Raw genomic sequence first — 26,246 nt, 5'->3', positions numbered from 1 at the left:
GTGACGTATGCGGCCACCCGCTCGGGCCTCGACCTGAGCCACATCGACGAAAATGCCCGTCCCCAAGACGACCTGTTCGGCTATGTGAACGGTCGCTGGCTGGCCGACTACGCGATTCCCCCGGACCGGGCCACCGACGGCGCCTTTCGCACCCTGTTCGACCAGGCCGAGGAGCAGGTCCGCGACCTGATCATCGAAGCGAGCGACAGTGGTGCCGCCCACGGTAGCGATGCACAACGCATCGGCGACCTGTACGCCAGCTTCCTCGACGAAGACGCCGTCGAGCGCCGGGGCACCCAACCGCTGCACGACGAGCTGGCCACCATCGACGACGCCGCCGACTCGGCGGCCCTGGCCGCTGCCGTCGGTGCGCTGCAGCGCACCGGAGTGGGCGGCGGCGTCGGCGTTTACATCGACACCGACTCCAAGAACTCGACCCGCTACCTGGTGCACGTCAACCAGTCCGGCATCGGGCTGCCCGATGAGTCGTACTACCGCGACGAGCAGCATGCCGCGGTCCGCGCGGCCTACCCCGGACACATCGCCCGAATGTTCGCCCTGGTGTACGGCGGGGATGCGAGCGACCACGCCGACACCGCGGCCCGCATCGTGGCGCTGGAGACCAAACTTGCTGCCGCGCACTGGGATGTGGTCAAACGCCGCGACGCCGATCTGACCTACAACCTGCGCACCTTCGCGCAGTTGCAGACCGAAGGTGCGGGTTTCGATTGGACCGGCTGGGTCACCGCGCTGGGCAGCAGTCCGGAAGACGTTGCGGAAGTCGTTGTGCGCCAGCCTGATTACTTGACCGCCTTCGGGGCACTGTGGGACAGCGAAAACCTCGACGACTGGAAGCGCTGGGCGCGTTGGCGGTTGATCCGTGCCCGTGCCTCGTGGCTGACCGACGCCATCGTCGCGGCGGACTTCGACTTCTACGGCCGCCTGCTGACCGGGACCGAGCAGATCCGCGACCGCTGGAAACGAGGGGTTTCGCTGGTGGAGGGCCTGATGGGCGACGCCGTCGGAAAGCTTTACGTAGAGCGGTATTTCCCGCCACACGCCAAGGCCCGCATCGACGCGCTGGTGGACAACCTGCAGGAGGCCTACCGGGTCAGCATCAGCGACCTGGATTGGATGACGCCGCAGACCCGAGAGCGCGCGCTGACCAAGCTGCGTAAGTTCACCGCGAAGGTCGGCTACCCGGCGAAGTGGCGCGACTACTCCGCACTGGTGATCGACCGCGACGACCTCTACGGCAACTACCGGCGCGGGTACACGGTCAATCACGACCGCGAGCTGGCCAAGCTGGGCGGCCCGGTCGACCGCGACGAGTGGTTCATGACACCGCAGACCGTCAACGCCTACTACAACCCCGGGATGAACGAAATCGTCTTCCCCGCAGCCATTTTGCAGCCGCCGTTCTTCGACGCCCAGGCCGACGACGCCGCCAACTACGGCGGGATCGGGGCGGTGATCGGACACGAGATCGGGCACGGCTTCGACGATCAGGGCGCCAAATACGACGGCGACGGCAATCTGGTCGACTGGTGGACCGACGACGACCGCAGCGAGTTCGGCGCCCGCACCAAGGCGCTGATCGAGCAGTACGAGACCTACATCCCCCGGGAATTGAAGGGCCACCACGGCCCGCCCCATGTCCAAGGCGCCTTCACCGTCGGGGAGAACATCGGCGACCTCGGCGGGCTGTCCATCGCGCTGCTGGCCTACCAGCTATCACTGAACGGCGAGCCCGCCCCCGTGATCGACGGCCTGACGGGCGTGCAGCGGGTGTTCTACGGCTGGGCCCAGGTGTGGCGCACCAAATCCCGTGAGGCAGAAGCGATCCGGCGGCTGGCGGTGGACCCGCACTCTCCGCCGGAGTTCCGGTGCAACGGTGTCATCCGCAACCTGGACGCCTTCTATGAAGCCTTCGACGTGGCCGAGGACGATGCCTTGTTCCTGACACCCCGGCGCCGGGTCAGGATCTGGAACTGACCCCGGCCGCGGCCAACGCCTCGATGCGGGCGGGCACGTGCTTGTGCCAGGGCGTTCCGGCGTAGGAGTCGCGCCACCCGGTCGATGTCAGTGCGTTCGGGGCGACGCCCGGAATGACGGTCTGCCCGTCATCCCCGACGTAGTCGAGCCCAAAACCGTTGGGCAGAGCCGCATGTCCGGGAAGCATCGTCTCGGTGACCTCGACGGTCGCCTCGGCGCTGCCGGCCGCGGTGGTGATCCGCGCCCGAGCGCCGTCGACGAGTCCGAGGTTTTGTGCATCTTCGACGCTGACACGCAGTGCCCCGTCGGTGTCGCGTTTGCGCCAGGACGGGTCGCGGAATATGTCATTGGCGGTGTAGGCGCGCCGCTCGCCCACCGATAGCACGATGGGCAATTCCGACGTCGTCAGTTGCGGCGGCGCGGCGGCGAGTGCCCGCAAATCGTCTAGCATCTCCGGGATTTCGAGGGCGATCTTGTGATCGGAGTGACTGATCAGCGCGAAATCGTCCTCGTAGTTGTGCGCGGTGAAGGTGACACCTGACGGGCTGTTCATGATGGCGTCGAACAGTGCGTTGCCATCGGCGTGGCCGGCCCGCCGCACCGCGTCGGGATAAGTCATCGCGGTCTTCTGGGCCAGCCCCCACACCGCGGCCGCCCCGGCCATCCCGTCGGGCAGCGTCGGCCCGAGCGTTTCGTAGAGCACGTACGGAACCAGGCGTGCCATCGTTGGATTGCCCGCGACGGCGGTGAGGAACGCTTCGGCGTAAGCCTCGCGGCCCTGTTGGGCGGCCTCGTGTAACGGCCGCAGGTCAGCGTCGTCGAGGACGCCGAGCGCCCGCACCAGCCGGGCCCAGATCTCCGGCTCGGGCAGCGTTCCCGACAGCGGCTTGAGCAGCGGCCGGCGCAGGTGAAAGCCGTTGTGCGGAAACTCGAAATTGAAGAAGGTGGCTTCCGGCTTCTCGTATTGAGATGCCGCGGGCAACACGTAGTGGGCCAGTCGCGCGGTCTCGGTCATCGCGACGTCGACGACCACCATCAGCTCCAGCGATTGAAACGCCTCCCGGCATGCCGTCGAGTCGGCCAGCGAGTGCGCGGGATTGCCGCTTTCGACGATCATCGCCCGGAACCGGTCCGGGTGGTCGGTGAGGATCTCCTCGGGCACCGCGTTGGAGGGCACCAGGCCGGCGATGATCGGTGCGCCGGTGACGGGGGTGCGGCCCGACACAGTGCTGAACAACGGCGCAAGCGCCGAATGCAGGTGCTGGCCGCCCTTTTTCGCGAAGTTGCCGGTGAAAATCCAGAGCAACTTGTTCAAGTAGGAGCTCAGCGTGCTGTTGGGTGCCTGCTGGATTCCGAGGTCTTCGAACACCGAGACGCTCTCGGCGGTGCCGATGCGCCGGGCCGCGGTCCGCAGTAGCTCTTCGTCCACCCCGCAACGCTCCGCGTAGTCGGCGATCGAGACGCCCCGCAGCGCGTCGCGTACGGTGTCGACACCGTGCACGTGCTCGGCGAGAAATCCTTCGTTACAAAGGTTTTCCTGAACCAGCACCGCGGCCAGGGCGGCCAGGCACCAGGCGTCGGTGCCCGGTCGCACCCGCAGGTGGAAGTCGGACATCTTCGCGGTGTCGGTGACGACGGGGTCGATCACGATCATCGACCGCTTTGGGTCCTTGGCGATCTCGTTGAGCACCACCCGGGCCCTTGGGAAGCTCTGCGACATCCACGGGTTCTTCCCGACGAACACCGACACTTCGGCGTGCTCGAACTCGCCTCGGGTGTGGCCGCCGTAGAGCTGCCCGTCGACCCAGGCTTCACCGGTCTTCTCCTGCGCCAACGCATTTGACCGGTACTTCGACCCCAGCGCCTTCAGGAAGGCGCCGCTGTACGCCCCGCCCAGGTGATTGCCCTGCCCGCCGCCGCCGTAGTAGAAGATCTTGTCCCCGCCGTAGGTGTCGCGGATGTGCTTGAATCCCTCGGCAATCTCGACAATCGCGGTTTCCCAGTCGATTTCTTCGAAGGTGCCGTCGGCGCGGCGCCGCATCGGCGAGGTCAGGCGAGCGCGGTTGTTCTGGTAATGGTCCAACCGCAACGCCTTGTTGCAGGTGTAGCCCTGCGACGCCGGATGGTCCTTGTCGCCGCGGATTCGGGCCAGTGTGCGATCTTCGACCTGGACGACGATGCCGCAGTTGCATTCGCAGAGAATGCATGCGGTGGACTGCCACTCAGCGGCCATCGCGGGACTTCCTTTCGGATTACTTCTTCAAGGCAGCCAGCAGCGAGTTGCGCAGCTGACGATGAATGAGATCCAGCGGCGCCACGTCGCGCCGCACCCTGGCCAGCACGATGGCGCCCTCCAGCGCCGAGGTCATCAGCACCGACAGCTCACGGGCCTGCTCGGCCGGTATGCCGTCGGAGATCAGGCGCTGCGCCATCTGGCTGGTCCAGCGGTCGAACACCGCTGCCGCCCGATCGACGACGGGGAGCATCCGCTCGCGGTCGTCACCGGATTCCACGGAGACCGCCACAATCGGGCAGCCGGCCCGGAAGTCACTGTCGAGCAGCTGGCGGCGGTACTTGTCCATCAGGGTGTCCAGCAGGTCAAGACCGCTGCCGGCCGCCTCGATGACGGCGCCGACGTGATCGCCCGCGTAATCGACCGCCTCGCAAAGCAGTTGGGTTCGCCCGCCGGGGAAGTAGTGATAGGCCGAGCCGCGCGGCGCGCCGCTGTGCTGCAGAACGTCGGAGATCGCGGTGGCGTGGGCGCCGCGTTCCCGGATCAACAGCGCAGCAGAGATAACCATCCGCTCGCGTGGACTTCGCATCGGCACCCCATCTACCAGGCCTCAAACAGGATATGTATGATGCTATACATAGTCGCCCGGCAAGCGAAAGCCCCCCATTTTTTGGGGGGCGAACGCTAGTTGGTTATCCAGTCGCTAGATCCGTCGTTCTTCTTGTACGAGCCACCGCTGGAGTTCTTCACGATGATGGGATCGCCCGGACCGAAGTTGTCGAAGAACCACTTGGCGTTGCTGGGGCTGATGTTGATGCAGCCGTGGCTGACATCGCGCTTGCCCTGGTCATCCACCGACCACGGGGCGCTGTGCACGAAGTCGCCGACGTTGTCGAACCGGACGGCCAGCTCGACGGTCACCTTGTAGCCGTACGTCGAGTTGACCGGGACCCCGTAGGTCGAGGAGTCCATCACCACCGACGGCATCTTCTCTTGCACGTAGTAGGTGCCGTTGGGGGTCTGGTGGTTACCGGACGTCATGCCCATCGACATCGGGATGGTCTTCTCCACGGTGCCGTTGCGCGTCACGGTCAGTTGATGCGTGGCGTCGTCGGCCGTGGCGATCAGCTGGTCTCCCGTCCGGAAGCTCGACTTGGTGCCGCCGGCGTCGATGTTCACCGCGGTGTTGGCGGGCCAGAAGTTCAGCGGGCGCCAGCGCAGCTGGGTCGGGGTCATCCAGTAGAACTTGCCCGGGACCGGCGGGATCGACGACACGTGCACGGCGGCCTGGGCCGCGCCGGAGTCGTCAACCCGGCCGGGGAAGTTGATGATGATCGGCTGCGCGACCCCCACCATCGAGCCGGTTTTCGGCACGAACGAGGGCGTCCCGAACGGCGCCGTGCCGGTGAACGGGTTCGGGTCCTGTCCGTCGGCGGCACCCGCGGCGGCCGGCATTGCCACCGGCGGAGCCCACGGAGGCGGAGGCGGGGCGTCACCCGGCGGGGGCGGCGGAGGCGGCAGCCCCGGTAACGGCGGCAGCTCGAATGGGGGCGGCGCGGGCGGGTCCGCGGGTGCGGCAACCACGCCGGGATCGCCGGGAGCCGGCTCCGGATCCGCGATGGCGGGGCCGGTGCCCAGCACCAGCGAAGCGGCGACGCCGGCTGCGCTCAGAGCCGCGAAGAGGCTTGCCCTCGTCCAGCCCGACATATGCATCCCTCCAGTCAGTTGCTGGACCCAGTGTGGCATAGCGGCGCGGCCAGCTACCTAATCCGCGCTGGGCGCGACCCCGCTCAGGGACGCAATCCGGGACTATGACCTGCCAAGTTATGAATCGCGTGAGCTTGACGGGGCAACGTCCAGCACCCGTTTGTTGGCCGCAATGCCGACCAGTGCGATACCCATCAAACCCGCCGACGCGATCAGCATCGTCGCCACGCTGTGCTCGTACAGCAACCCACCGGAAAGTGAGCCGGCCATGATGCCCACCTGAAACGCCGTGACGTACAGACCGGACGCCCCGTCGGGGTCGTCGGCGCCGTTGCGCATCGCGGCGGATTGCATCATCGGCGACACCGCGGTGGCCATGGCGCCCCACAGCACGATCGCCGCCGTCCCGATCAACGCGGTCGCCACGGTGGTGGTGCGGTCTCCGAACGCCAGCGCGGTCAGCACCACGAACGCGGCGGTCAATCCCGCCATGCACAAAATGACGGCGCCCCGGGGCCGGCGGTCCAGCGGCCGCGCCACCAGTGACACCGACAGCAGGCCGGCCAGGCCGTAGGCGGCCAACAACCAGGCCTGGTTGGGCCCGCGCACGCCGACGACGTCGCGGATGATGACCGAGATGTAGGTATAGGAAACGAAATGGCCGGTGACCGCGACCATCGCGAGCAAGCTCACCGTAATCAATCGCCCGTTGCGGTGGTGGCGCGACCGCGGGCCGACACAGGCCAGCTGACCCTCGGTGAGCACCATCTCCGGCAACATCGCCCGGGCTGCGACCGTAACGATCACCGCCGCGGCGGTGACACACACGACCGCCAGCCGCCAACCCCACATCAGGCTCAACGCAGCGGTGAGCGGGCTACCGATCACCAGCGCCAGGCTGGTCCCGACATAGATCGACGTCGTTGCGCGAGCCGCGTGGCTGGCCGGCACCAACCGGGTGGCGATCGGGGCGATCACCGCCCACAGCAGGCCGTGGGTGACCGCGCACAGCACCCGACCCGCGGCCAGTACAGCGAAGTTGGGCGCCAGCGCCGAGATCACCTGCGAGACCGTCAGGCACGTCAGGCTGAGCATCAGCGCGCGCCGGCGCGGCCAATGCGCGGTCCAGCGCACCAGCGGAACCGTCGTCAAGGCAGCGACCAACGCATACCAGGTCAGCAGGGTTCCGACATAGACGACGCTGACGTGTAGATCCCGGGAGATCGCGGACAGTGCGCCGACCGGCAGGATCTCGGCCGTGACATAGATGAATGCCGCCGCGGCCAGCACCGCCAGCTGCGCGGCGATCCGTGGTGTCCACGTTCGCGCGGTGGCGGCGGCTGTTCCGGTTTCGGCGGTCATGGCGTGGGATACGGTGTCGGCCGGACTCCCCAGTTCCTGGGTTGTCGTGCCTAATGCGATCACACTGCATTACCGTACGCACCGCAACAACGGGCTCGGCCGAGTTAGGGCCGCAACATCGGTCTCAACTACATCACCGATCAGGAACGAACCAGACGCGCGATAGCGGCCGATGCCTCGGCAAGCTTGTCGTCGGCGTCGCTGCCACCCTCGGCGACTGCGCGGGTCACGCAGTGGTTGAGGTGCTCGTCGAGCAGGTTCAGCGCCACCGACCGCAGCGCACTGTTCACGGCGCTGACCTGGGTGAGGACGTCGATGCAGTACTTGTCTTCCTCGATCATCCGCGCGATGCCCCGCACCTGACCCTCGATGCGCCGCAGCCGCTTGGCGTAATTGTCCTTCTGCTGCGAATATCCGTGTGGAGTCGTCATCTCGGCCTCAAAACCCTCCCGGCTACGCATCCCGCCTCTGCGGCGTGTCAATCCTCCACGATACCCTATACCCCAGCGGGGTATGACCGGTGAAAATTCGCTTGTCAGGGCCGCGCATACTTGACCAATGGCCCTCAGCGACCCGGCAACCGTTGACATCAAACCGCGCAGTCGTGACGTCACCGACGGTCTGGAGAAGACCGCCGCCCGGGGCATGCTGCGGGCGGTAGGCATGGACGACGAGGACTTCGCCAAGCCGCAGATCGGGGTTGCGTCGTCGTGGAACGAGATCACGCCATGCAACCTCTCGCTGGACCGGCTGGCCAAGGCCGTCAAAGAGGGAGTGTTCGCCGCCGGCGGCTACCCGCTGGAGTTCGGCACGATCTCGGTCTCCGATGGCATCTCAATGGGTCACGAGGGCATGCATTTCTCGCTGGTGTCCCGCGAGGTGATCGCGGACAGTGTGGAGACCGTCATGCAGGCCGAACGCCTCGACGGCTCCGTGCTGCTGGCCGGCTGCGACAAGTCGCTGCCCGGCATGCTGATGGCCGCCGCCCGCCTGGACCTGGCGTCGGTGTTCCTCTACGCCGGCTCGATCCTGCCGGGCGTGGCCAAGCTCTCCGACGGCAGCGAGCGCGAGGTGACGATCATCGACGCGTTCGAGGCCGTGGGCGCGTGCTCACGCGGGTTGATGAGCCGCGCGGACGTCGACGCCATCGAGCGGGCGATCTGCCCCGGCGAAGGCGCGTGCGGCGGCATGTACACCGCCAACACGATGGCCAGCGCCGCCGAGGCGCTGGGCATGTCGCTGCCGGGCAGCGCCGCGCCCCCGGCAACCGACCGCCGACGCGACGGGTTCGCCCGGCGCAGCGGCCAGGCCGTCGTCGAACTGCTGCGCCGCGGGATCACCGCCCGCGACATCCTCACCAAAGAGGCGTTCGAGAACGCGATCGCGGTGGTGATGGCATTCGGCGGCTCGACCAACGCGGTGCTGCACCTGCTGGCGATCGCCCACGAGGCCGAAGTCGCGCTCTCGCTCGAGGACTTCAGCCGGATCGGGGCGAAGGTGCCGCACCTGGCCGACGTCAAGCCGTTCGGGCGGCACGTGATGTCGCACGTCGACCACATCGGCGGCGTCCCCGTGATGATGAAGGCGTTGCTGGATGCGGGGCTGCTGCACGGCGACTGCCTGACCGTGACCGGCCAGACGCTGGCCGAGAACCTGGCCGCCATCGACCCGCCCGACCCGGACGGCAAAGTGTTGCGCGCGATGAGCGACCCGATCCACCCGACGGGTGGGATCACCATCCTGCGCGGGTCCCTGGCGCCCGAGGGCGCGGTGGTCAAGTCGGCCGGTTTCGACTCGGACGTCTTCGAAGGCACCGCAAGGGTTTTCGACGGAGAAAGGGCCGCGCTCGACGCACTCGAGGACGGCACCATCACCAAGGGTGACGCGGTGGTGATCCGTTACGAAGGCCCCAAGGGCGGCCCCGGGATGCGGGAAATGCTGGCCATCACCGGCGCGATCAAAGGCGCGGGGCTCGGCAAAGACGTGCTGCTGCTCACCGACGGCCGGTTCTCCGGCGGAACGACCGGCCTGTGCGTGGGACACGTCGCGCCCGAGGCAGTCGACGCGGGGCCGATCGCCTTCCTGCGCGATGGCGACCGGATCCGGCTCGACGTCGCCGGCGGCACCCTTGACGTGGTGGCCGACCCGGACGAATTCGCCTCTCGGCAAGAGGGTTTCACGCCTCCACCGCCGCGCTATAAGACCGGCGTGCTGGCCAAGTACGTCAAGCTGGTCAGCTCGGCCGCGATCGGCGCCGTCTGCGGGTAATCCGACGTAGCCCGTCCCGGGCCGAAATCAACCGGCCGGGCAGGGTGAATTCCTGCCTGGCTCAGCGGGTTTCGCTGCTATGCGTGCGTAGCCGCGGCGCGCGTGCGCATGCCGAAGTAGGTGGCGTTGAGACCCAAGAACGTCATCAACGCACCAGCGACGACATTCGACCAGATCATGCCGGTTGTCAGCGCGACGCCCGGCACGACCCACGGCGAGACGATGACCCACACGCCCAGCACCGGCAGCGTCCAGGTCATCCCGTGCGCCCGGTCCAGCGCCGTCGCGAACCCGTATGCCAAGAACGCCAACGCGATCCCGACGATGAGGTCAGATGTGGCGAGCGATGCCGTCCCACTGAATCCGACGATCCATGGTGACGCAGCGACATACAGGCCGGTCAGCAGGGCCAGACCGAAGGTGAAATGCGCACTCATCGACTCGGCAACGCGTTCGTAGCGCGCCCGCAGGGCCAATAAGTCCGGGTGGTGATCGATTGATGAATGGACTGTACTCATTTTGTGACCTTTCTGTTATGCAGCAAGCCTTTTGAGCGGACTGCAAACCATCCATCTGTTGCAAGATTACGCCTGGTCACACGGCGCCAGCAACGAAAATCGGAGGCGCTTATGCTAGTTGACCAACGCGATCGCGAAGCCGTCCCAATGCTTGGCGCCGACCGTCTGAATCACCGCGGTGTCCAGCCGCGAGTGCTCCCCCATCACCTGCAACGTCTCTCGCGTCGCGGCCACCTTGGCGTCATCTGACTCCGGCGACAGGATCCCGCCTTCGCGAATAACGTTGTCCACCACAATGAGTGCTCCGGGACGGGCCAGCCTGACCGCCCACTGCAGGTATTCGACATAGTGCTCTTTGTCCGCATCGATGAACACCAAATCGAACGGGTCGCCGGTTACGGTCGGCAAGGTTTCCAGCGCCGCGCCGACTACCACCTGTACCCGATCGGCGACGCCGGCCCGCTGCAGGTTGGCCCGGGCGACCTCGGCGTGGTTGGGCTCGTACTCCAATGTCACCACTTGCCCGTGCGGACCAACCCCACGTGCCAGCCAAATGGTGCTGAAACCACCGAGGGTGCCGATTTCGAGAATGCGGCGAGCCTGAATGGCGCCGGCCAGCACGGACAGGAACTTGCCCTGCTGCCATGACACGGCGATCTGAGGTAGCCCGGCCGCGTTGCTGGACTCCAGCGCCGCGGACAACGCCGGATCGTCACCGATGACTGTGCTGTCCAAAAAGGAATCGACATCTTGCGGGGTGGGCCTCTGGGTCATGCGATCAACGCTAGCTAGCGCTCCGGATCGTCGTAGCACCTGGTCATGCATCCGATCGATAACGGACACCCGCCCAGCCTTTACCAGATACCCGTATGGGGTATACATTGATCGGGGCGGTCCGTTCCGCGGACAACCAGAGGAAGGTAACCACTGGATTGCGGTGAATCCACCGGAATCCCTTAACGACAAGGGTGATTCACATGGCGCACTACGACGAGGGGACCCTGCTGACCTGCGGTCACGAGGGGTGCGGGTGTCGCGTCCGCATCGAGGTCGGATGCCACTGCTCCGGCGCGGACGAGGATTACCGCTGCACCTGCGGCGAAGCGCTGGTGCCCGTCAAGTAAATCCCGCAGGCCGGTCGTTGCGTTCGAATCGCCGATCAGCGCGCGAACGCACGACCGGCCAGCTCGACCTCGGCCGCCGGACCTAATGCGACCGCCGAGGCACCCACCGCCACCGTGTAGCGGCCCGGCTTGATCCGCCAGCTTCCGGCACTGCCGTCGTAGCGAGCGAGCAGGCGCGGGTCCGCCGTGATGGTCACCCGGCACGTCGCGCCCGGGTCCAGCTCGACCCGCTCGAATCCCAGCAACCGCAGACGCTGTTCACCGGCGCAGGTCAGATACAGCTGTGGGACGTCGGCCCCGCTGCGATCGCCGGTGTTGACGACGCTGAAACTCGCGGTAACGGAGACACCGCCGGTGACCACCAAGTCCCGGTAGTCAAAGCTGGTGTAGGACAAGCCATGACCGAACGCGAACAACGGCGTTTGGTCCCGGTCGGCGAACCACCGATAGCCGACCTCCGCCCCTTCGAAGTAGTCGATCGCGGTTAGTGTCCCCCACGCCGCACCAAGGTCGGTCAGCTCCGGGCGCGGAATCTGATCGAGGTCCACCGGGAACGTGATCGGAAGCCGCCCCGACGGATTCACCTGGCCGGCAACGATCTCCGCGATCGCCTGGCCGCCGGCCTGGCCCGGATACCACGCCTGCACGATCGCGTTCGCCGCGTCTCGCCACGGCATGACCACCGGGTTGCCGGTCTCCAGCACCACCACGGTGTTCGGGTTGGCGGCCGCGACCGCAGCGATCACGGCGTCTTGACCCCACGGCAGCGACAGGTCCGCACCGTCGAATCCCTCGCCTTCGACCCGGATCCCGAACACGATCGCGACGTCGGCTCGCCGCGCGGCCAGCACCGCCTCCGCCGGGTTGAGACCGGGATCAAACTCGATCTGCGCGTTCGGGAATTGCTTCCTCAACTCGTCGACCGGGCTGGACGGCAGCAGGTACAGATTTCGGGTGCCGCCGGTCAGGCCCGGCCCGCCGATCGGGACCACGTGCGCGTAGCCGCCCGGGGGAACGACGGCACTCGACCCGCAACCCGTCGGCACACCGAACTGCGCGTAGCCGCCGATGACGGCGATGCGGGCGGGAAACACCAGCGGCAGCACCCCACGGTTCTGCAGCAACACGGTTCCCTGCCGCGCGATCTGCAACGCAATCTGGTTGTGGGCGGCCATATCCGGCTTAGAGAAAGGCCCCGCCGCGGCACCATCGCGGTCAATTCCGACTGCGAACATCGACCGCAATATCCGCCGAACCATGTCGGACAGACGGTCTTTGGGGAACCGGCCGTCTGCGTAGGCCGATCTCAGCGGGTCGGTGAACGCCTCGGACTGCCAGAACACGCTGTCGATCTGGGCGCCGCATTCCTGGTCTAATCCGTGCAGTGCGCACTCCCAGCTGGGTGTGGCACCCCAGTCCGACATGACCCAACCGCGATATCCCCAGGCGCCTTTCAGCACGTCATTGATCAAATTCCCGTTTGCCGAGGCGTAGTCACCGTTGACCTTGTTGTAGGCCGTCATCACCGCGCCGGGCTGGGAGCGCTCGATGGCGATCTCGAAAGCCAGCAGATCGGATTCGCGATGTGCGTCGGGATCGATGATCGCGTTCAGCCAGTGCCGGTTGGTCTCGTTGCAGTTCAGCGAATAGTGCTTGACCGTCGAGATGACACCGTGTTGCTGAATCCCGTTAACCGACTCCGCGGCGATCGTGGCGGTCAAAAGCGGGTCTTCCGAGACGTATTCGAAGTTACGGCCATTGCGCGGGTCGCGGGCCAGGTTCATCGCGCCGGCCAGTTGCACGTTGAACCCACGGCTGCGTGCCTCGCGCCCGATCACCTCCCCCGCTGCGTGGGCGAGAGCGGGATCGAAACCGGCGGCCAGCGCCAACCCGGCCGGCAGCGCGGTGGCGGTGTCACCCGGCCGGTAGCCGGGATTGGTGACACCGAGGCCGGCATCGCTCATCCGCAGCGCCGGGATACCGAGCCGGGGGATTCCGGGCACATACCCGGCGCTCATCGGGGTGCCGGGCGGGATGCGGCCATCGGCCAGCGGCCACAGTTCCGAGACCCCCATCACCGCGACCAGCAGCGTGAATCGCTCGTCGTCGGTCATTTGGCTTTCGACATCCCGGGCCCGGGCGTCCGGGTCGTCTCGTTCGCCTAGTTCGCCCACCGCACACCCTCTTTGGCGTACACCACCCGCAGCACGTGCCCAAGTTCGGGTCCCATCACCAACTCCGCGAGCGTGCAGATCGTCTCGACGAACTCCGGTCCGTGTGGCGGTTGCACCTGGCACAGGTGATGCGCGACCTCATGCAGCACCACCAGCTCGCGCAGCGCCCAGTCGGCGGTGTCCCGGTCGGGAACCGCGATAATGCCTGCGCCGTCATGGTTTTCGTAGTGCGCCGCGGTGGCCGCCCGTCGTGACCGCACACGCAGCGGCGACACCTCGGGCCAGCGTTCCCGCACCGCCGGTAGCGCAAGCACCTGGTCAACATAGCGCCGTACGGACGCCACGGAGCCGAATCGGCCCTCCGGCGGCAGCGTCAACTGGGTGCCGAAGAATTCCAGGGCCGAAGATCCATGCTCCGCGGCCCGGTCGAACAACGTGCGGACGAACTCCTCGGCCGCGTACACCTTGGCGCGTTGGGAATCCCGCTTCGGCGTATCACCCGCTGTCACGTCCCCAGCGCGCTCCGCGCTCCGGGCAGCTCGGGACTGTTGCCGAGCCGCGCCCGCTTCCCGGCCCGATCGCCCGCGCGCCGCGCCGCCGACGAATACCCGGCCGTCGCTCGGTTGGCTTGCCAGGTGCCGCGCGCCTTGGACGCCCTGCGGTAGTGGTCGTGCAGCTCAACATCTTTGTCTCGCAAGGCGATAGCGGTGCCGGGCCGACGGCTGCGGTCCTCGGTGGCCGCGCGCCGAGCCTGCTCGCGCGCCTCGCTCAGCCGCTGACCGACGCGGGCCCCGAAGGCCAGCTGGAAGTTGAGCCGGGCGGTGATCGTCGGGGTGGGTCGGTGCGCACCCGAGGCGAGATAGGCATCCGATGCCCGCACCATCTGAACGACCAGGCTGGCGTACAGGGCGTGGCTGGCGTCGATGTCCTCGGTGAACCCGTAGGCGTAGAGGAACGTCGAATTCGATGCTATGTCGCATTTCACGTCGTTGGCCGACGCGATCAGCACAAAGAGCTGCACGTAGGTCCGCAGCCCCCTGGTGCCGGCCGTTCCGATCGTGATGGTCCGCTGGGTCGGCGCCTGCGCCTCCGAACGGTTGGACGCATGCGACCGGGCGACCGCCAAGTCGATGGATGCCGCCGTCGCCATCCGCTGTGCGGCGCTCATGAACGCATCGGCCTCGTGCGCATTGTCGGTGCCTTCGGCCTGACGCAGCAGCGCGGCGATGCGGGCCAACATTTTGTCGTCAGTCATAGCGCCGCTCCTCCTCATCGCTTCGCTCTGCATCGTCGCCGACGCGGGTCATAGCGCCGCTCCTCCTCATCGCTTCGCTCTGCATCGTCGCCGACGCGGGTCATAGCGCCAAAATACGGGAGCGATCCGACATGGTTTGGTGGCGGAGCCTAGAGCCGATCGGTGATCCAGGAGACGACGTCGCCCAGCACCTGGTCGCGCTCGGGCTCGTTGAAGACCTCGTGGTAGAGGCCCGGGTAGACCTTCAGCGTGACGTCGGTGGATCCCACACATTCGACCAGTCGGCGACTGCCGGCGACGGGCACCAGCCGGTCGCATTCACCGTGCACCACCAACAGCGGCGCGGTCAGTGCCGGTGCCCGCTGCGCCATGGTCTCGCCGACCTCGAGCATCGCCCGGCCCACGCCGAACGGGATCTTTCCGTGGTAGACGAGCGGGTCGGCCTTGTACGCCGCCACCACCGCAGGGTCGCGGGAGATGGCGTCGACGTCGAGGTCCTGCACCGGCACGCCGGGCAGCACGGCACCGAGGATTTTGGCGACGAACGCCACCACCGGCGCGACCTGATCCTGGGCGGCCACCAACGGCCCGGACAGCACCATCAGGTCGTAATTATCCGGGCGCTCGACGCCGTAGGCGAAGACGATCCCGCCGCCCATGCTGTGCCCGAGCACGATGCACTTGAGGCCGGGGTGTTCGCGCGTGGCGATACCGACCAGGGTGTCGAAGTCCGCGGTGTACTCGGAGACGTCGCGCACCAGCATCCGCTTGCCGCCGGAGCGGCCGTGTCCGCGGTGGTCCAGCGCGTAGGTCACCAGTCGGGCCTCGGCGAAGCGCTGCGCGACGTGGTCATAGCGGCGGGCATACTCTCCGAGACCGTGCGACAGCACCACCACGGCTCGCGGCGGTGAATCCGGCGTCCAGACGTCGTACACGATGCGCACGCCGCCCAGGCCGTCGAAATTCCGTTCAGAGCGGGTCATGGAGGGTCCTAGTCATTAGGGGCAGCGTAATGGCTCCTGGGGCGCTAGTGTCCGAGGCTCTGCGTAGGCTCGGTCGGGTGAGCTTGCTCGCAGAGAACCCCGACGACGCAGAACTCCCCGCCGCGGGCGGGAGCCACGGCGATTTCTCAGCCCATGCCGAGCCGTATCGCCGCGAATTGCTGGCGCACTGCTATCGGATGACCGGTTCCCTGCACGACGCGGAAGACCTGGTGCAGGAGACGCTCCTGCGGGCCTGGAAGGCCTACGACCGGTTCGAAGGCAAGTCCTCGATACGAACCTGGCTACACCGCATCGCCACCAATACCTGCCTGACCGCGCTGGAGGGCCGGACCCGACGGCCGTTGCCCACTGGGCTGGGCGGCCCCAGCTCGGATCCGACTGCCGAGCTGGTGGAACGCCGCGAGGTGCCCTGGCTGGAGCCGCTGCCCGACCTGACGGAGGACCCGGCCGACCCGTCCGTCATCGTGGGCTCGCGCGAGTCGGTGCGGTTGGCGTTCGTCGCTGCGCTGCAGCATCTCTCACCCCGGCAGCGGGCGGTGCTGCTGCTGCGCGAGGTGCTGCAGTGGAAGGCCGCCGAAGTGGCCGACGCGATCGGTACCACCACGACCGCGGTCAACAGCCTGCTGCAGCGGGCCCGGTCCCAGCTGGAATCCGTGGGGCCCAGCGCGAGCGACCGCCTGGCGGCGCCGGATTCGACCGAAGCCCAAGACCTGCTGGCGCGCTACATCGCCGCGTTCGAGTCCTACGACATCGACCGGTTGGTGGAACTGTTCACCGCCGAGGCGGTCTGGGAGATGCCGCCGTACACCGGCTGGTACCAGGGCGCGCAGGACATCATCACCCTGATTCACCAGCAGTGCCCCGCCGAATTGCCGGGCGACATGCGGATGATTCCGCTGGTCGCCAACGGGCAACCCGCGGCGGCGATGTACATGCGAGCCGGCGATCAGCACGTGCCGTTTCAGCTGCACGTGCTGGATGTGCGCAACGGCCGGGTGTCCCATGTGGTTGCATTCCTGGACGACGCATTGTTCACGAAGTTCGGGCTGCCCCGGTCCCTGTGACGGGGCAGACGCCGATCGGCGAGAAGGGTCTAGCCCATGACGGAGTCCCCCACCATCACGCGGGTGCCCGGCAAGCCATTCTTTCTGTTGGGCGCCTTTGACATTGGCGACCTGGGCTATGCCGCCGAGGAGTTCTTCGTCTCCGGTACGGCCTCTTCCTACACTCCGACGTCGGAGTTGGGGCCCGACGGCCGGTGGCGTGTAGCACCTTCGGGCGCTGCCGATTACATCACTCGGATCGTGGTGCTGACGCCGACCGATCACGCGCGGTTCAACGGGACGGTGCTGGTCGAGTGGCTCAATGTCAGTGGCGGCATCGACGCTCCGGCGGTCTGGATGATGGCGCACCGCGAGATCATCCGCGCCGGCTACGCCTATGTCGCCGTCTCCGCCCAGCAGGTCGGAGTGGAAGGCGGCGCCAGCCTGCTCGGTGCCGACATGTCCTTGAAGAGCCAGGATGCGACACGGTACGCGGCACTTCGCCACCCGGGCGACGCGTTTAGCTACGACATCTTTTCCCAGGCGTCCACGGTCGTCAGGAGTGCCGGCGACGGAGGCGTCTTGCGCGGACTGCGCGCGGAACATGTTGTCGCCCTTGGTGAATCACAGTCAGCGATGTTTCTCACCACCTACGTCAATGCCGTCGACCCGCTCGCACAAAGCTACGACGGCTTCCTGGTGCATTCCCGCTTCGCCTCCGCCGCACCACTGGACGGCGGTTCCATCTTCGACGAATTGCAGTCCACCACACCGGAAGCGGTCGCCTTCCGTCCCGACCTGCGCGTCCCGCTCGTCGCGATCATCACCGAAACCGACCTGTTCGGCGCCGTGCGGCATGGCTATTACTTCGCCAGGCAGCCCGACAACCGGTGGCTGCGGGTCTGGGAGATTCCCGGCTCCGCGCACGCCGACAATTACACGATCCAGGTGGCGCCCATCGACACCGGGTCCGCGCCGCTGAAGGACATCGTGGCCGCTTATGCACCCACCAACATGCTGATGGGACAGGAACTCGACCACTACATCAACTTCGCCCCGCAACACCACTATGTCGTGCAGGCGGCGATCGCCGCGCTGACCACATGGGTGCGCACCGGCGAGGCTGCGCCAGCCGCCCCACCCATCGAGATGGGTGAAACCGAACTGCCACAACCGATTCTGGATCCGAACGGTCTCGCGCAAGGCGGCCTCAGGACGCCATGGGTGGACGTGCCGCTGGCCCGGACCTCGGGGGACGGCGCGCTGGCAGCGGACGCCGAGAACGTGATGTCGGCGATCTTCGGCTCCGGGGAACCCTTCGACGAGGCGACTGTGCGCCGGCTCTACCCGGGCGGTTGCGCGCAGTATCTGGATAGCTTCACCTCGGCGCTGGACACGGCCATCCGGTCCGGCTTCATCCTGCCCGCGGACCGCGCCGAGATCCTCGAACTGGCCGCCGCGACCTACCCTGGCGGCGATTCATAAAGTCGGCCTTCACTTTTCGGCGGCCAGCACGGCGCGCACCGCGTCATTGACGGTGCTCAGCAGATCGGGATCCAAGCCGGAGCGACCGCGCACCAATATCGAGGCACTGTTGGGAGCCGGGAGTCCCTCGGCCGGGCACAATCCGTCGGGAAGCTTGCCGATCTTCGGCAACAGCGCAAACCCGAGCCCAGACCGCACGGCGGCGTAAAGCCCGGCCAGATCACCGCATTCGGCGACGATCTCGTAGTCGACGCCCTGCTTTTCCAGCAGGGCGAAAGCCGGCTCGCGCAATGTGCACGGTTCGGCATAGATCACCAAAGGTAGCGGATCATCCCGCCGGACGCCGAAAGTCCGCGCGCAAACCCACTGCAGTGCAACGATTCCCGACGCATTGGCGCGATCCAGCCCCGATCCGTCCAGCATGATCGCCAGGTCGACCAGCCCACGATCGACCGCATCCGCCAAAGAGACGTTGCGGTCCAGCCGGAAGCGTGGCCGTCGGTCGGGAAGCCGGTCGGCCAGCACGCTGGTCAGGGCGGGCAGCATCACGTCCGCGCCGTGTTCGGTCGCACCGACCGTCAGCACCCGCCGTTCGGTCGCGCCGAGATCGTCAAGCGCCGAGTCGTGCGCGGCCAAAATCGTGCGCGCATGCCGCAGCACCCGCTGACCCATTTCGGTGAACAAGACGCCGCGACCGGAACGCTGGACCACTGACTCGCCGACCACGCCCTCGATTTTGCGTAGATGCTGGCTGACCGCGGACTGACTGAGGTGCAGCGCGGCGGCGGCCCGGTGAAATCCGCCACAATCGGCGACCGCGACGAGGCTGCGCAGCGGCGCGATGTCCAGCACCTGGGCCATGTCAGTAGCCTAGTTCGATCAGCATAGATGATCAATTACTGAAGGGGTGGGCTAAATTATCAGGGTCATTCCCGGCTGACCGATAAGCGTCGGCGATTGATTGCGATCGCCAAAAATCGTTGGACGGAATGGATAGGGCTTGGCGAGTATGGGGGCATGCACTTGCCGCGTATGCCCCTGACCACCGCTTCGGCGGTGACGCTGTTCTATGCGATCGGCTACCCGATCGGCGCGCTCGCGGTAGCCGCCATGACCCCGATGGCCGTCTTGGTGCTGCGATTCGGTTTAGCCGCAATCGTTCTGGCGGCCTGGGCCCTGCTGGCCAGATCGACATGGCCGCGGGGAGCGCAGTTCGGTCACGTCGTCGTCGCGGGTCTGCTGATCCAGGCCGTGCAGTTCTGCTGCCTCTACGAGGCGCTGCTGCTCGGAGCGTCCGCAGTGCTGTGTGCGGTGGTGATCGCGATGAATCCGGTCACCACCGCGATCCTGGGCGCAGTGTTCCTGCGCGAGCCACTGGGTTCGGTGCGGATCGCCGCGCTGGTCCTCGGTGTCGTCGCGGTGTTCGCCGCATGCGCCAGACGGCTGCTGGGCACACACGGCGTCGACCCGGTCATGTTGCTGCTTGTGGCTGGGCTGCTTGGGCTTTCGGCGGGCGGCGTGTACCAGCAGCGGTTCTGCGCCGGGGTCGACTTCCGCACCATGAGCGCGGTGCAGAATGCGGTCGCGCTGCTGCCCGCGGTGGCGCTCGCGCTACTCACGCCCTTCGCCGTGCACGACACGGCCAAAGCCGTCGTCGCGGTGACGGGCATGGTGCTGCTCAACGCCACGCTGGCGGTCAGCCTCTACCTGCGCGCCATCAGCTTGCACGGCGCGGCCGCGGTGGCGATGCTGTTCGCCATCATTCCCGCGGCCGCAGCGGTGCTGACCTGGCTGATGCTCGGGCAGCGGCCGGACGTCGGCGTCGCGATCGGCCTGCTCGTCGGTGGCCTCGCCTGCTGGCTGAACAGCAAGGCAACGAGCCGGCACCGTGCGGGAAAGCCAGACCAGCGCCCGGCCGAGCAGCCGCGGCCGCGTCTAGAACAGGCGGCTATCGGGTGACGGGCCTTCGACCGGACGGAGGAGGCCTGCACCGGTAATCAGTGGCAGGTCGAGCGCGGACAGCAGTCCGGGCGCGGCCGCGCATACCGCGGGGATGGCGTTGACCATGCGCGATGAGCCCGCGATGCGCGCACCCAGATCGTGGTCATGGTGCTCGGCCATCTCGAATTCGCAGCGCATGCTCGGCGAGCCGTCGATCTCGACACGATAGGCGCCACGCCCGGATGCCAATCCGTAGCCGAGGTCCTTCGGCGGGAGACAGATGTGCGGTTGCGGCCAGTCCGGCGCGATGTCGTCGCGCATCCGCGTCACGTGGTCGACGACGAAAGTTGCTGTGTCCCCGACATACCCGGTCAGCGTCGAGCGCATCGCCGCGATCGTCCCGGCCGCGATGTGCCCGGTGGGCGTGTCGAACGACTCGGTGGCGGGGATCCGTTCGTTGTTCTCCTCGATGTGGTCGATCTTGACGCCCAGCCCCGCGGCGAGCTGGTGTAACACCGGGCCCCAGCCGAACGTGAAGATTCCGGGCTGGGCGGCGAAAGCCTGATACTCCGGCGGCTTGCCGAATCCGAGGATCTCGTACACCGCGGCCCGATCCGGGTAGGTGGCGTAGTTGAACATCTCGGTCACGCGCACCGATTCGATGACCCGCGATACTCCGGTAAGGACCAGTGGCAGAACATCATTGGCGAATCCGGAGTCGATGCCGGTGGTGAAGAACGACACCTTGCCGTCCAGCGCGGCCTGGCGCAGCGGATCGGTGAAGGCCCCGCGCTCAGGCCCTGGGGCGTCGGGAAAGACCAGCGGTACCACCGAACACGACACCACGTTCTTTCCGGCCCGCAGGATCGACACCAGGTCCTCGACGGCCTCCAGCGGACGCAGGTTGGCGCCGGCCGCGTACACCACCGCGTCGGCGTCGCCGGCGAGCATCGGCGCCGGGTCCTGAGTGGCCAGCACGCCGATGGGTGCTATTCCGCACAGCTCTCCGGCGTCGCGTCCGGCTTTGGCGTCGCTGTGGACGACGAGATCGGTCAGTTCCAGCTCGGGGTGGTCGATCACGCCTCGCAGCGCGATGATGCCCATCGAGCCCGGCCCCCAGACTCCCACCTTCAGCACTTTTCTCCTAATATTAGGACGGTTATTCTTACATTTTGGACGGATGCTAGGGAGCTGGGCATGGGTACGTCAACCGCCAAGTCACCGCCCACTTCTCGGGTGATGGACGTGCTTGGCGCGCTGGCGGATTCACCGAACGGCCGAACCTCGGCGGAGCTGGCGAAGGCCTGCGCGATCAGCACCTCGACCTGCGCCCTGGTGCTCGCCGAGCTGGAACGCCGGTCCTGGGTCACGCGGCGCGGGGACCGCCGCTTTTGCCTGGGCAGCGGGCTGTTCGGCCTGGTGCACGGGCTGCGGACGCAGTTCCCGCTGCTGGACCGCGGACGCGATGCCCTGGCCTATCTGCACGACACCCTCGGCGCGGGCTGCTCGATGTCGAAGATCGGTGCCCGGCACTTGACCACGGTCGACGCGGTCGGGCACGGTACCGACGGCGCGCATGCCGTCGGCCAGCGTTTCCCGATCGACCCGCCGTTCGGGCTGGTCGCGATGGCCTGGCGCGATGACGATTTCGTCACGGCCTGGCTGCAGCGGGTGATGCCACGGCTGACCCGCACCGAAATCGCGCAGCATCAACGGGTACTCGCCGACATCCGGGCTCGCGGCTACGGCGCATGGCGGTTCGACGACACCCACCAATCGCTGCACAACCGCTTGGCCGGAGTACTCGCCTCGCTGGAGCCGACCGCGCAGGTCACCCGGCAACTCACCACACTGATGACGATGGTGACACTGCAATCGATTACCGACTCGCTCGAAACAGATTTGGCATCAACGGAATTCGTCGTCCTACCGATATTCGCCCAGGACGGGCAACCGGAATACCAGATCGAGATCCATCTGGGTGGCTCGGTGGGATTGACGCTGGTCGCACTCGAGGCCGCGCTCACGCATGCGCAGGGCCTGCTCGGCGCCGGGGTGGGCTGACCGGCGCGCGTGATTACGCTGAGGTCATGCCTGCCACCTTCGAGATTCGGCGTGCGGCTGACCGGGCGGTCACCACGACGCCGTGGCTGAAATCCCGGCATTCGTTTTCGTTCGGCGACCACTATGAGCCGGACAACACCCACCACGGGTTGCTCGTGGTCAACAACGACGACGTCGTGGCACCGGATGCGGGTTTCGATACCCACGCCCACCGAGATATGGAGATTGTGACGTGGGTGCTGGAAGGTGAATTGACACACCAGGATTCCGCCGGCAATCACGGTGTGATCTATCCGGGCCTGGCGCAACGCATGTCGGCGGGCAGCGGAATCCTGCATTCGGAGAAAAACGATTCCGCCACGCAGCCAGTGCATTTCGTTCAGATGTGGGTCATCCCCGACGAAATCGGCATCACCCCGGGTTACCAGCAGCATGAGATCGGCCACATCGGCGCCGAACTTGTGACCATCGCCTCGGGCATACCGGGGCGCGATGCCGCCATCTTTCTGCACAACCGCAGCGCGGCACTGCGCGGGACGCGGCTGCAACCCGGCGACACCGTCACCGCGCCCACCGCGCCGTTTCTGCACGTCTTCGTCCCGCGCGGCCGGCTCACCCTCGATGGTGCGGGCGAGCTGTACGAAGGCGATGCGGCTCGGCTCACCGACGCCGACGGCCCACGACTGACGGCGAGCGAGCCGACGGACCTGCTGATCTGGGAGATGCACGCGAAGCTGGGCGGCTAGACCAAATAGAGTGGGCGTGACAGACAGGAGCCGGCATGTCGAAAGTGCAGCCGCGGCACGCGGTGCCGAACCCGAAGCGGAACATAAAAGCACTCAGATCAGTGCGATTCTGGGCACTGCCGGTCGGCGCCACACTGGCCCTCATGTCGGCGCTGTGTGCGCTGTATCTCGGGGGCATTTTGAATCCGAGCACCAACCTGCGCCATTTCCCGATCGCCGTGGTGAACGAGGACGCCGGAACCGCCGGGCCGAAAATCGTCGATGGCCTGCTCTCCGCGCTGGATAAGAACAAGTTCGACATTCGGGTCATCACCCACGACGAGGCGAAACGGCAGCTGGACCGGGCGCAGGTCTACGGCGAATTGGTGATTCCGCCAACGTTCTCGTCGAATTTGCGCGACTTCGGCGCCAGCGCCGTCACTCCCACCAAGGCGGAGAGGCCCTCGGTCACGATCTTCACCAACCAGCGAGCCGGCACCTTGGCTGCCGGCATCGCCGGGCAGACCCTGAGCCAGGCCATGGCTGCCGCTAATACCAAAGTGGGACAGTATCTTTCGTCGGAGGTCGCACAGCAGACCGGTGGGGCGCCGTTGACCGGCGCGTCGCAGTCGGGACTGGCCAGCCCGATCGACATCAAGACGGCCGTGTACAACCCGCTCCCCAACGGCACGGGCAACGGGCTGTCGGCGTTCTACTATGCGTTGTTGTTGCTGCTGGCCGGCTTCACCGGCAGCATCGTGGTGTCCACCCTGGTGGACTCATTGCTCGGTTATGTGCCGGCCGAATGGGGCCCGGTGTATCGATTCGCCGAGCAGGCCAACATCTCCCGCTTCCGCACCTTGTTGGTGAAGTGGGGAATCATGGTGGTGCTCGCGTTGCTGACGTCGGGCGTCTATATGGCCATCGCCCATGGACTCGGCATGCCTATTGCGCTCGGCTGGCAATTGTGGGCGTATGGCGTATTCGCGATCATCGCGGTGGGTGTGACATCCAGTTCGCTGATCGCGGTGCTGGGTTCGATGGGCTTGCTGTTCAGCATGCTGGTTTTCGTGATCCTCGGGTTGCCGTCGGCGGGCGCCACGGTCCCACTGGAGGCGGTGCCGCCGTTCTTCCGCTGGCTCGCCGAATTCGAGCCGATGCACCAGGTGTTCCTGGGCGTGCGCTCGCTGGTGTATCTCAACGGTGCCGGCGAGGCAGGTCTCTCACAGGCGTTGTTGATGACGTCGATCGGGCTGGTGATCGGTCTGTTGGTGGGTGGCATCGTCACGCGCATATACGACCGCAGCGGGTTCCACCGGATTCCCGGGGCCGTCGAGATGGCGATCGCCGAGGCGCACCAATCGCAACACAAGGCACGCACGGGCAAGCACGAAAGCTCGGGCGAACCAAGCGACGCGAGCCCGAGCGAACCGGATCCCGAAAGCGTAAGCGACCAAACGTAATTCGGGCGCGGCCGAAGTGTCACACGTTTGTTATTAATGTTGACAGTGGGGCTGGTGTGACTGATGCTGTGTATGTTGCATCCACATCAGGGCCGAAAGGGCTGCCGTGCCGACACGACGCGCCGGGTTGTGCCGACTGGCGGCCGGCCTCACGGCCATGTTTGCCTGCGCCACACTGACAAGCACCATCGCACCGCCGACCGCCCACGCCGCCGACGGCCGCGAAATGCTGGCCAGCGCGATCGGCGCCACCAAGGGCTCGTATCTGGTCTACAACTTCGGCCCCGGCCACCCCACGCCGCTGATGGACGCCAGCGGTCACTGGTATGAGATGAACAACGGCGGCCACCTGATGATCATCAAGAATGCGTCGGGGCGCCTGGCACCGCACCTGCTGGTCGATACGCATCAAGGTGACCAGGCGCGCTGCGAGAACAACCCCGGGGCCCGCACCGGCGAGGGGTTATGGCAAGCCTCCGAGCTGTACGCGCCGCTGCAGGCATGGCAGCGGATGGGGCAGCCGACGATCGCGATCAACGCCAACTTCTTTGACGTGCGCGGGCAGAAGGCCGGTTCGTGGCGGCAGACAGGCTGCAGCTCACCGCTCGGCGCGTTCGTGGACAACACCAACGGACAGGGCCGCGCCAACCAGGCGGTCACCGGCACCGCCGCTTACCCCGGCAAGCAAGGGCTTTCGGGCGGCGGCGAGAGCTGGTCCTCGTTGACGACGATGATCCTGCCGACGGGCGGCGCGCCATACGTGGTCTGGCCGCGGACCAAGAACGACTACGACGCCGCCACCCCGGTGGTAGCGGACCTGCTCAACAAGAACGAGAAGTTTGTCGCGGTGTCCGGGATCGGGCTGTTGGGCCCGGGCCAGACGCAGCAGTTGCACGACGGCGGACCCAGCGCCGCGCGAACGGCCCTGGCCTACGTCAAGCAGCGCGACGAGATGTACATCTTCGAGGGCGGCAGCTACACGCCGGACAACATGCAGGACCTGTTCCGCGGCCTGGGCAGCGACACCGCGGTGCTGCTGGACGGCGGTGGATCGTCGGCGATCGTGCTGCGTCGCGACACCGGCGGCATGTGGGCCGGCGCGGGTTCACCCCGGGGGTCGTGCGATACCCGTCAGGTGCTCTGCGATTCCCATGAGCGGGCACTGCCCAGCTGGCTGGCCTTCAACTAAACTTCCTCAGCGGCAGCGGCTTTCGCCTCACCCGGCCCGAACCGGAAGATCAGCAGGCTGACCGCCACCACGGCTGCCGTCAGCGCGAACACCGGGGCGATGACGAACCGCGACAATGTCGCGCCGAGAAAAGCACCGGCACACATCGTGAAAACCACACTGAAGCGCAGCTTTTGGCGCTCACCCGTACCACCGGCCAGTCGGCTGTCCAAACCGAGACTGACGATCGTCGACGTCAGCACCGTGGTGGAGAGTTCCTGGATTCCGAACTGACGCGCACTCGAGTGCTGCAGACCGAACGTCACCGCGAGGAAGCCGATCATGATCAGTTTGGTGTTGTCGTGGTAGTGCAGCACGCCCGCACCGGCGAGGATCGACAAGCTAACCAGCAACCCGATTTCCGCTGTCAGCACGGTGGTGATCCAGGTCCGGGCCCGGTCACCGAAATGCCGGGACAGCCGGCCGCTCAGGATGGTGGTGGCGATGAAGGTGGGCAGCGCCACCGAGACCGCGGTCAGGTCGATGCTGGTTCGCGGGGCCATCCAGAAGCCGAGGAAGATCACGTTGCCGGTCATGTTGGCGACGAACACGTGGCCGAGGACCAAGATACTGATCGAGTCGGCCAGGCCGGTGGCAAAGGTCAGCAGCAGCAATGCCGCAACGGTCGATCGCTCGGATACCGGCGACGTGGCCACG

At 66.7% G+C, this 26,246-nt stretch carries 23 protein-coding genes and 1 pseudogene; 10 read left to right on the top strand and 14 right to left on the bottom strand.

Annotation, left to right across the window (positions count from 1 at the left end; all coding sequences use genetic code 11):
• The gene (locus ACZY0B_RS13825) at nucleotides 1-1,995 is read left to right on the top strand and encodes a M13 family metallopeptidase (RefSeq protein WP_463764684.1); all 1,995 of its coding nucleotides are present in this window, start codon (nucleotides 1-3) and stop codon (nucleotides 1,993-1,995) included.
• On the opposite strand, the gene ACZY0B_RS13820 is transcribed toward ACZY0B_RS13825, so the two are convergent.
• From ACZY0B_RS13820 to ricR, 5 genes are all read right to left on the bottom strand, one after another.
• A complete protein-coding gene (locus ACZY0B_RS13820) occupies nucleotides 1,979-4,228 on the bottom strand; it encodes a molybdopterin-dependent oxidoreductase (RefSeq protein WP_463764683.1) in 2,250 nt (749 codons plus the stop codon). The two genes, ACZY0B_RS13825 and ACZY0B_RS13820, sit on opposite strands and share 17 nt — an antisense overlap.
• Nucleotides 4,229-4,247: 19 nt before the next feature.
• On the bottom strand, nucleotides 4,248-4,817 hold the full coding sequence (locus ACZY0B_RS13815) for a TetR/AcrR family transcriptional regulator (RefSeq protein ID WP_463764682.1): 570 nt from the start codon (nucleotides 4,815-4,817) through the stop codon (nucleotides 4,248-4,250).
• A gap of 95 nt (nucleotides 4,818-4,912) precedes the next feature.
• Nucleotides 4,913-5,935, bottom strand: coding sequence for a L,D-transpeptidase (locus ACZY0B_RS13810; protein WP_463764681.1), 1,023 nt, complete (start codon nucleotides 5,933-5,935; stop codon nucleotides 4,913-4,915).
• Nucleotides 5,936-6,052: 117 nt separating this feature from the next.
• The gene (locus tag ACZY0B_RS13805; protein ID WP_463764733.1) at nucleotides 6,053-7,297 is read right to left on the bottom strand and encodes an MFS transporter; all 1,245 of its coding nucleotides are present in this window, start codon (nucleotides 7,295-7,297) and stop codon (nucleotides 6,053-6,055) included.
• Between the two features lie 140 nt (nucleotides 7,298-7,437).
• The gene (gene ricR / locus ACZY0B_RS13800; RefSeq protein WP_463764680.1) at nucleotides 7,438-7,728 is read right to left on the bottom strand and encodes a copper-sensing transcriptional repressor RicR; all 291 of its coding nucleotides are present in this window, start codon (nucleotides 7,726-7,728) and stop codon (nucleotides 7,438-7,440) included.
• Nucleotides 7,729-7,855: 127 nt separating this feature from the next.
• Between ricR and ilvD the strand changes: the two genes are divergently transcribed.
• Entirely contained in the window at nucleotides 7,856-9,565 is a 1,710-nt protein-coding gene (gene ilvD / locus ACZY0B_RS13795) for a dihydroxy-acid dehydratase (RefSeq protein WP_463764679.1), read from the top strand.
• A 77-nt stretch (nucleotides 9,566-9,642) separates the two neighbouring features.
• Here ilvD and ACZY0B_RS13790 read toward each other — a convergent pair whose 3' ends face one another.
• The gene (locus tag ACZY0B_RS13790; RefSeq protein ID WP_463764678.1) at nucleotides 9,643-10,083 is read right to left on the bottom strand and encodes an SPW repeat protein; all 441 of its coding nucleotides are present in this window, start codon (nucleotides 10,081-10,083) and stop codon (nucleotides 9,643-9,645) included.
• A 114-nt stretch (nucleotides 10,084-10,197) separates the two neighbouring features.
• On the bottom strand, nucleotides 10,198-10,857 hold the full coding sequence (locus tag ACZY0B_RS13785; RefSeq protein ID WP_463764677.1) for an O-methyltransferase: 660 nt from the start codon (nucleotides 10,855-10,857) through the stop codon (nucleotides 10,198-10,200).
• 203 nt (nucleotides 10,858-11,060) lie between these two features.
• Here ACZY0B_RS13785 and mymT point away from each other — a divergent pair, with 203 nt between their 5' ends.
• The gene (mymT, locus tag ACZY0B_RS13780; RefSeq protein WP_463764676.1) at nucleotides 11,061-11,207 is read left to right on the top strand and encodes a copper-binding metallothionein MymT; all 147 of its coding nucleotides are present in this window, start codon (nucleotides 11,061-11,063) and stop codon (nucleotides 11,205-11,207) included.
• A gap of 35 nt (nucleotides 11,208-11,242) precedes the next feature.
• Here the strand turns inward: mymT and ACZY0B_RS13775 are convergent, their stop codons facing one another.
• The 4 genes from ACZY0B_RS13775 to ACZY0B_RS13760 all read right to left on the bottom strand — a co-directional run bounded on the left by ACZY0B_RS13775 (nucleotide 11,243) and on the right by ACZY0B_RS13760 (nucleotide 15,619).
• Complete coding sequence (locus tag ACZY0B_RS13775; protein WP_463764732.1) at nucleotides 11,243-13,321, bottom strand: beta-glucosidase; 2,079 nt, start codon at nucleotides 13,319-13,321, stop codon at nucleotides 11,243-11,245.
• Nucleotides 13,322-13,368: 47 nt separating this feature from the next.
• Complete coding sequence (locus tag ACZY0B_RS13770; protein ID WP_463764675.1) at nucleotides 13,369-13,890, bottom strand: TIGR04338 family metallohydrolase; 522 nt, start codon at nucleotides 13,888-13,890, stop codon at nucleotides 13,369-13,371.
• Nucleotides 13,887-14,636 carry a DUF2786 domain-containing protein gene (locus ACZY0B_RS13765; RefSeq protein ID WP_463764674.1) on the bottom strand — a complete coding sequence of 250 codons (750 nt, stop codon included), beginning with the start codon at nucleotides 14,634-14,636 and terminating at the stop codon, nucleotides 13,887-13,889. The genes ACZY0B_RS13770 and ACZY0B_RS13765 overlap by 4 nt, the downstream gene beginning before the upstream one ends.
• Nucleotides 14,637-14,785: 149 nt before the next feature.
• Nucleotides 14,786-15,619 (bottom strand): alpha/beta hydrolase, encoded by an 834-nt coding sequence (locus ACZY0B_RS13760; protein WP_463764673.1) that lies wholly within the window; start codon nucleotides 15,617-15,619, stop codon nucleotides 14,786-14,788.
• Between ACZY0B_RS13760 and ACZY0B_RS13755 the strand changes: the two are divergent.
• Both ACZY0B_RS13755 and ACZY0B_RS13750 read left to right on the top strand, forming a co-directional pair.
• Nucleotides 15,573-16,704, top strand: a pseudogene (locus tag ACZY0B_RS13755) (sigma-70 family RNA polymerase sigma factor). The gene ACZY0B_RS13760 and the pseudogene ACZY0B_RS13755 overlap by 47 nt on opposite strands.
• A 36-nt stretch (nucleotides 16,705-16,740) precedes the next feature.
• A complete protein-coding gene (locus tag ACZY0B_RS13750) occupies nucleotides 16,741-18,168 on the top strand; it encodes an alpha/beta hydrolase domain-containing protein (RefSeq protein WP_463764672.1) in 1,428 nt (475 codons plus the stop codon).
• A 9-nt stretch (nucleotides 18,169-18,177) separates the two neighbouring features.
• On the opposite strand, the gene ACZY0B_RS13745 is transcribed toward ACZY0B_RS13750, so the two are convergent.
• On the bottom strand, nucleotides 18,178-19,029 hold the full coding sequence (locus tag ACZY0B_RS13745) for a LysR family transcriptional regulator (protein ID WP_463764671.1): 852 nt from the start codon (nucleotides 19,027-19,029) through the stop codon (nucleotides 18,178-18,180).
• Between the two features lie 156 nt (nucleotides 19,030-19,185).
• Here ACZY0B_RS13745 and ACZY0B_RS13740 point away from each other — a divergent pair, with 156 nt between their 5' ends.
• Nucleotides 19,186-20,127, top strand: coding sequence for a DMT family transporter (locus tag ACZY0B_RS13740; RefSeq protein ID WP_463764670.1), 942 nt, complete (start codon nucleotides 19,186-19,188; stop codon nucleotides 20,125-20,127).
• Here the strand turns inward: ACZY0B_RS13740 and ACZY0B_RS13735 are convergent.
• Complete coding sequence (locus ACZY0B_RS13735) at nucleotides 20,104-21,246, bottom strand: NAD(P)H-dependent amine dehydrogenase family protein (protein WP_463764669.1); 1,143 nt, start codon at nucleotides 21,244-21,246, stop codon at nucleotides 20,104-20,106. The two genes, ACZY0B_RS13740 and ACZY0B_RS13735, sit on opposite strands and share 24 nt — an antisense overlap.
• Nucleotides 21,247-21,306: 60 nt before the next feature.
• On the opposite strand from ACZY0B_RS13735, the gene ACZY0B_RS13730 reads away from it, so the two are divergent.
• The 4 genes from ACZY0B_RS13730 (at nucleotide 21,307) to ACZY0B_RS13715 (ending at nucleotide 25,550) form a co-directional block, all read left to right on the top strand.
• The gene (locus tag ACZY0B_RS13730; RefSeq protein ID WP_463764668.1) at nucleotides 21,307-22,173 is read left to right on the top strand and encodes a MarR family transcriptional regulator; all 867 of its coding nucleotides are present in this window, start codon (nucleotides 21,307-21,309) and stop codon (nucleotides 22,171-22,173) included.
• Nucleotides 22,174-22,199: 26 nt separating this feature from the next.
• Nucleotides 22,200-22,919 carry a pirin family protein gene (locus ACZY0B_RS13725; RefSeq protein WP_463764667.1) on the top strand — a complete coding sequence of 240 codons (720 nt, stop codon included), beginning with the start codon at nucleotides 22,200-22,202 and terminating at the stop codon, nucleotides 22,917-22,919.
• A gap of 35 nt (nucleotides 22,920-22,954) precedes the next feature.
• Nucleotides 22,955-24,361, top strand: a complete 1,407-nt coding sequence (locus ACZY0B_RS13720) for a YhgE/Pip domain-containing protein (protein ID WP_463764666.1) — start codon at nucleotides 22,955-22,957, stop codon at nucleotides 24,359-24,361.
• A 79-nt stretch (nucleotides 24,362-24,440) separates the two neighbouring features.
• Nucleotides 24,441-25,550 (top strand): phosphodiester glycosidase family protein, encoded by a 1,110-nt coding sequence (locus tag ACZY0B_RS13715; protein WP_463764731.1) that lies wholly within the window; start codon nucleotides 24,441-24,443, stop codon nucleotides 25,548-25,550.
• Here ACZY0B_RS13715 and ACZY0B_RS13710 read toward each other — a convergent pair.
• On the bottom strand, nucleotides 25,547-26,245 hold the full coding sequence (locus ACZY0B_RS13710; RefSeq protein ID WP_463764665.1) for a YoaK family protein: 699 nt from the start codon (nucleotides 26,243-26,245) through the stop codon (nucleotides 25,547-25,549). The two genes, ACZY0B_RS13715 and ACZY0B_RS13710, sit on opposite strands and share 4 nt — an antisense overlap.
• Nucleotide 26,246: the final 1 nt, after the last annotated feature.

It is taken from the genome of Mycobacterium sp. IDUB_19 (genome assembly GCF_055419445.1).
The sequence above is the reverse complement of the archived record's forward strand: the minus strand, read 5'-3'. Positions and strand labels throughout refer to the sequence as shown.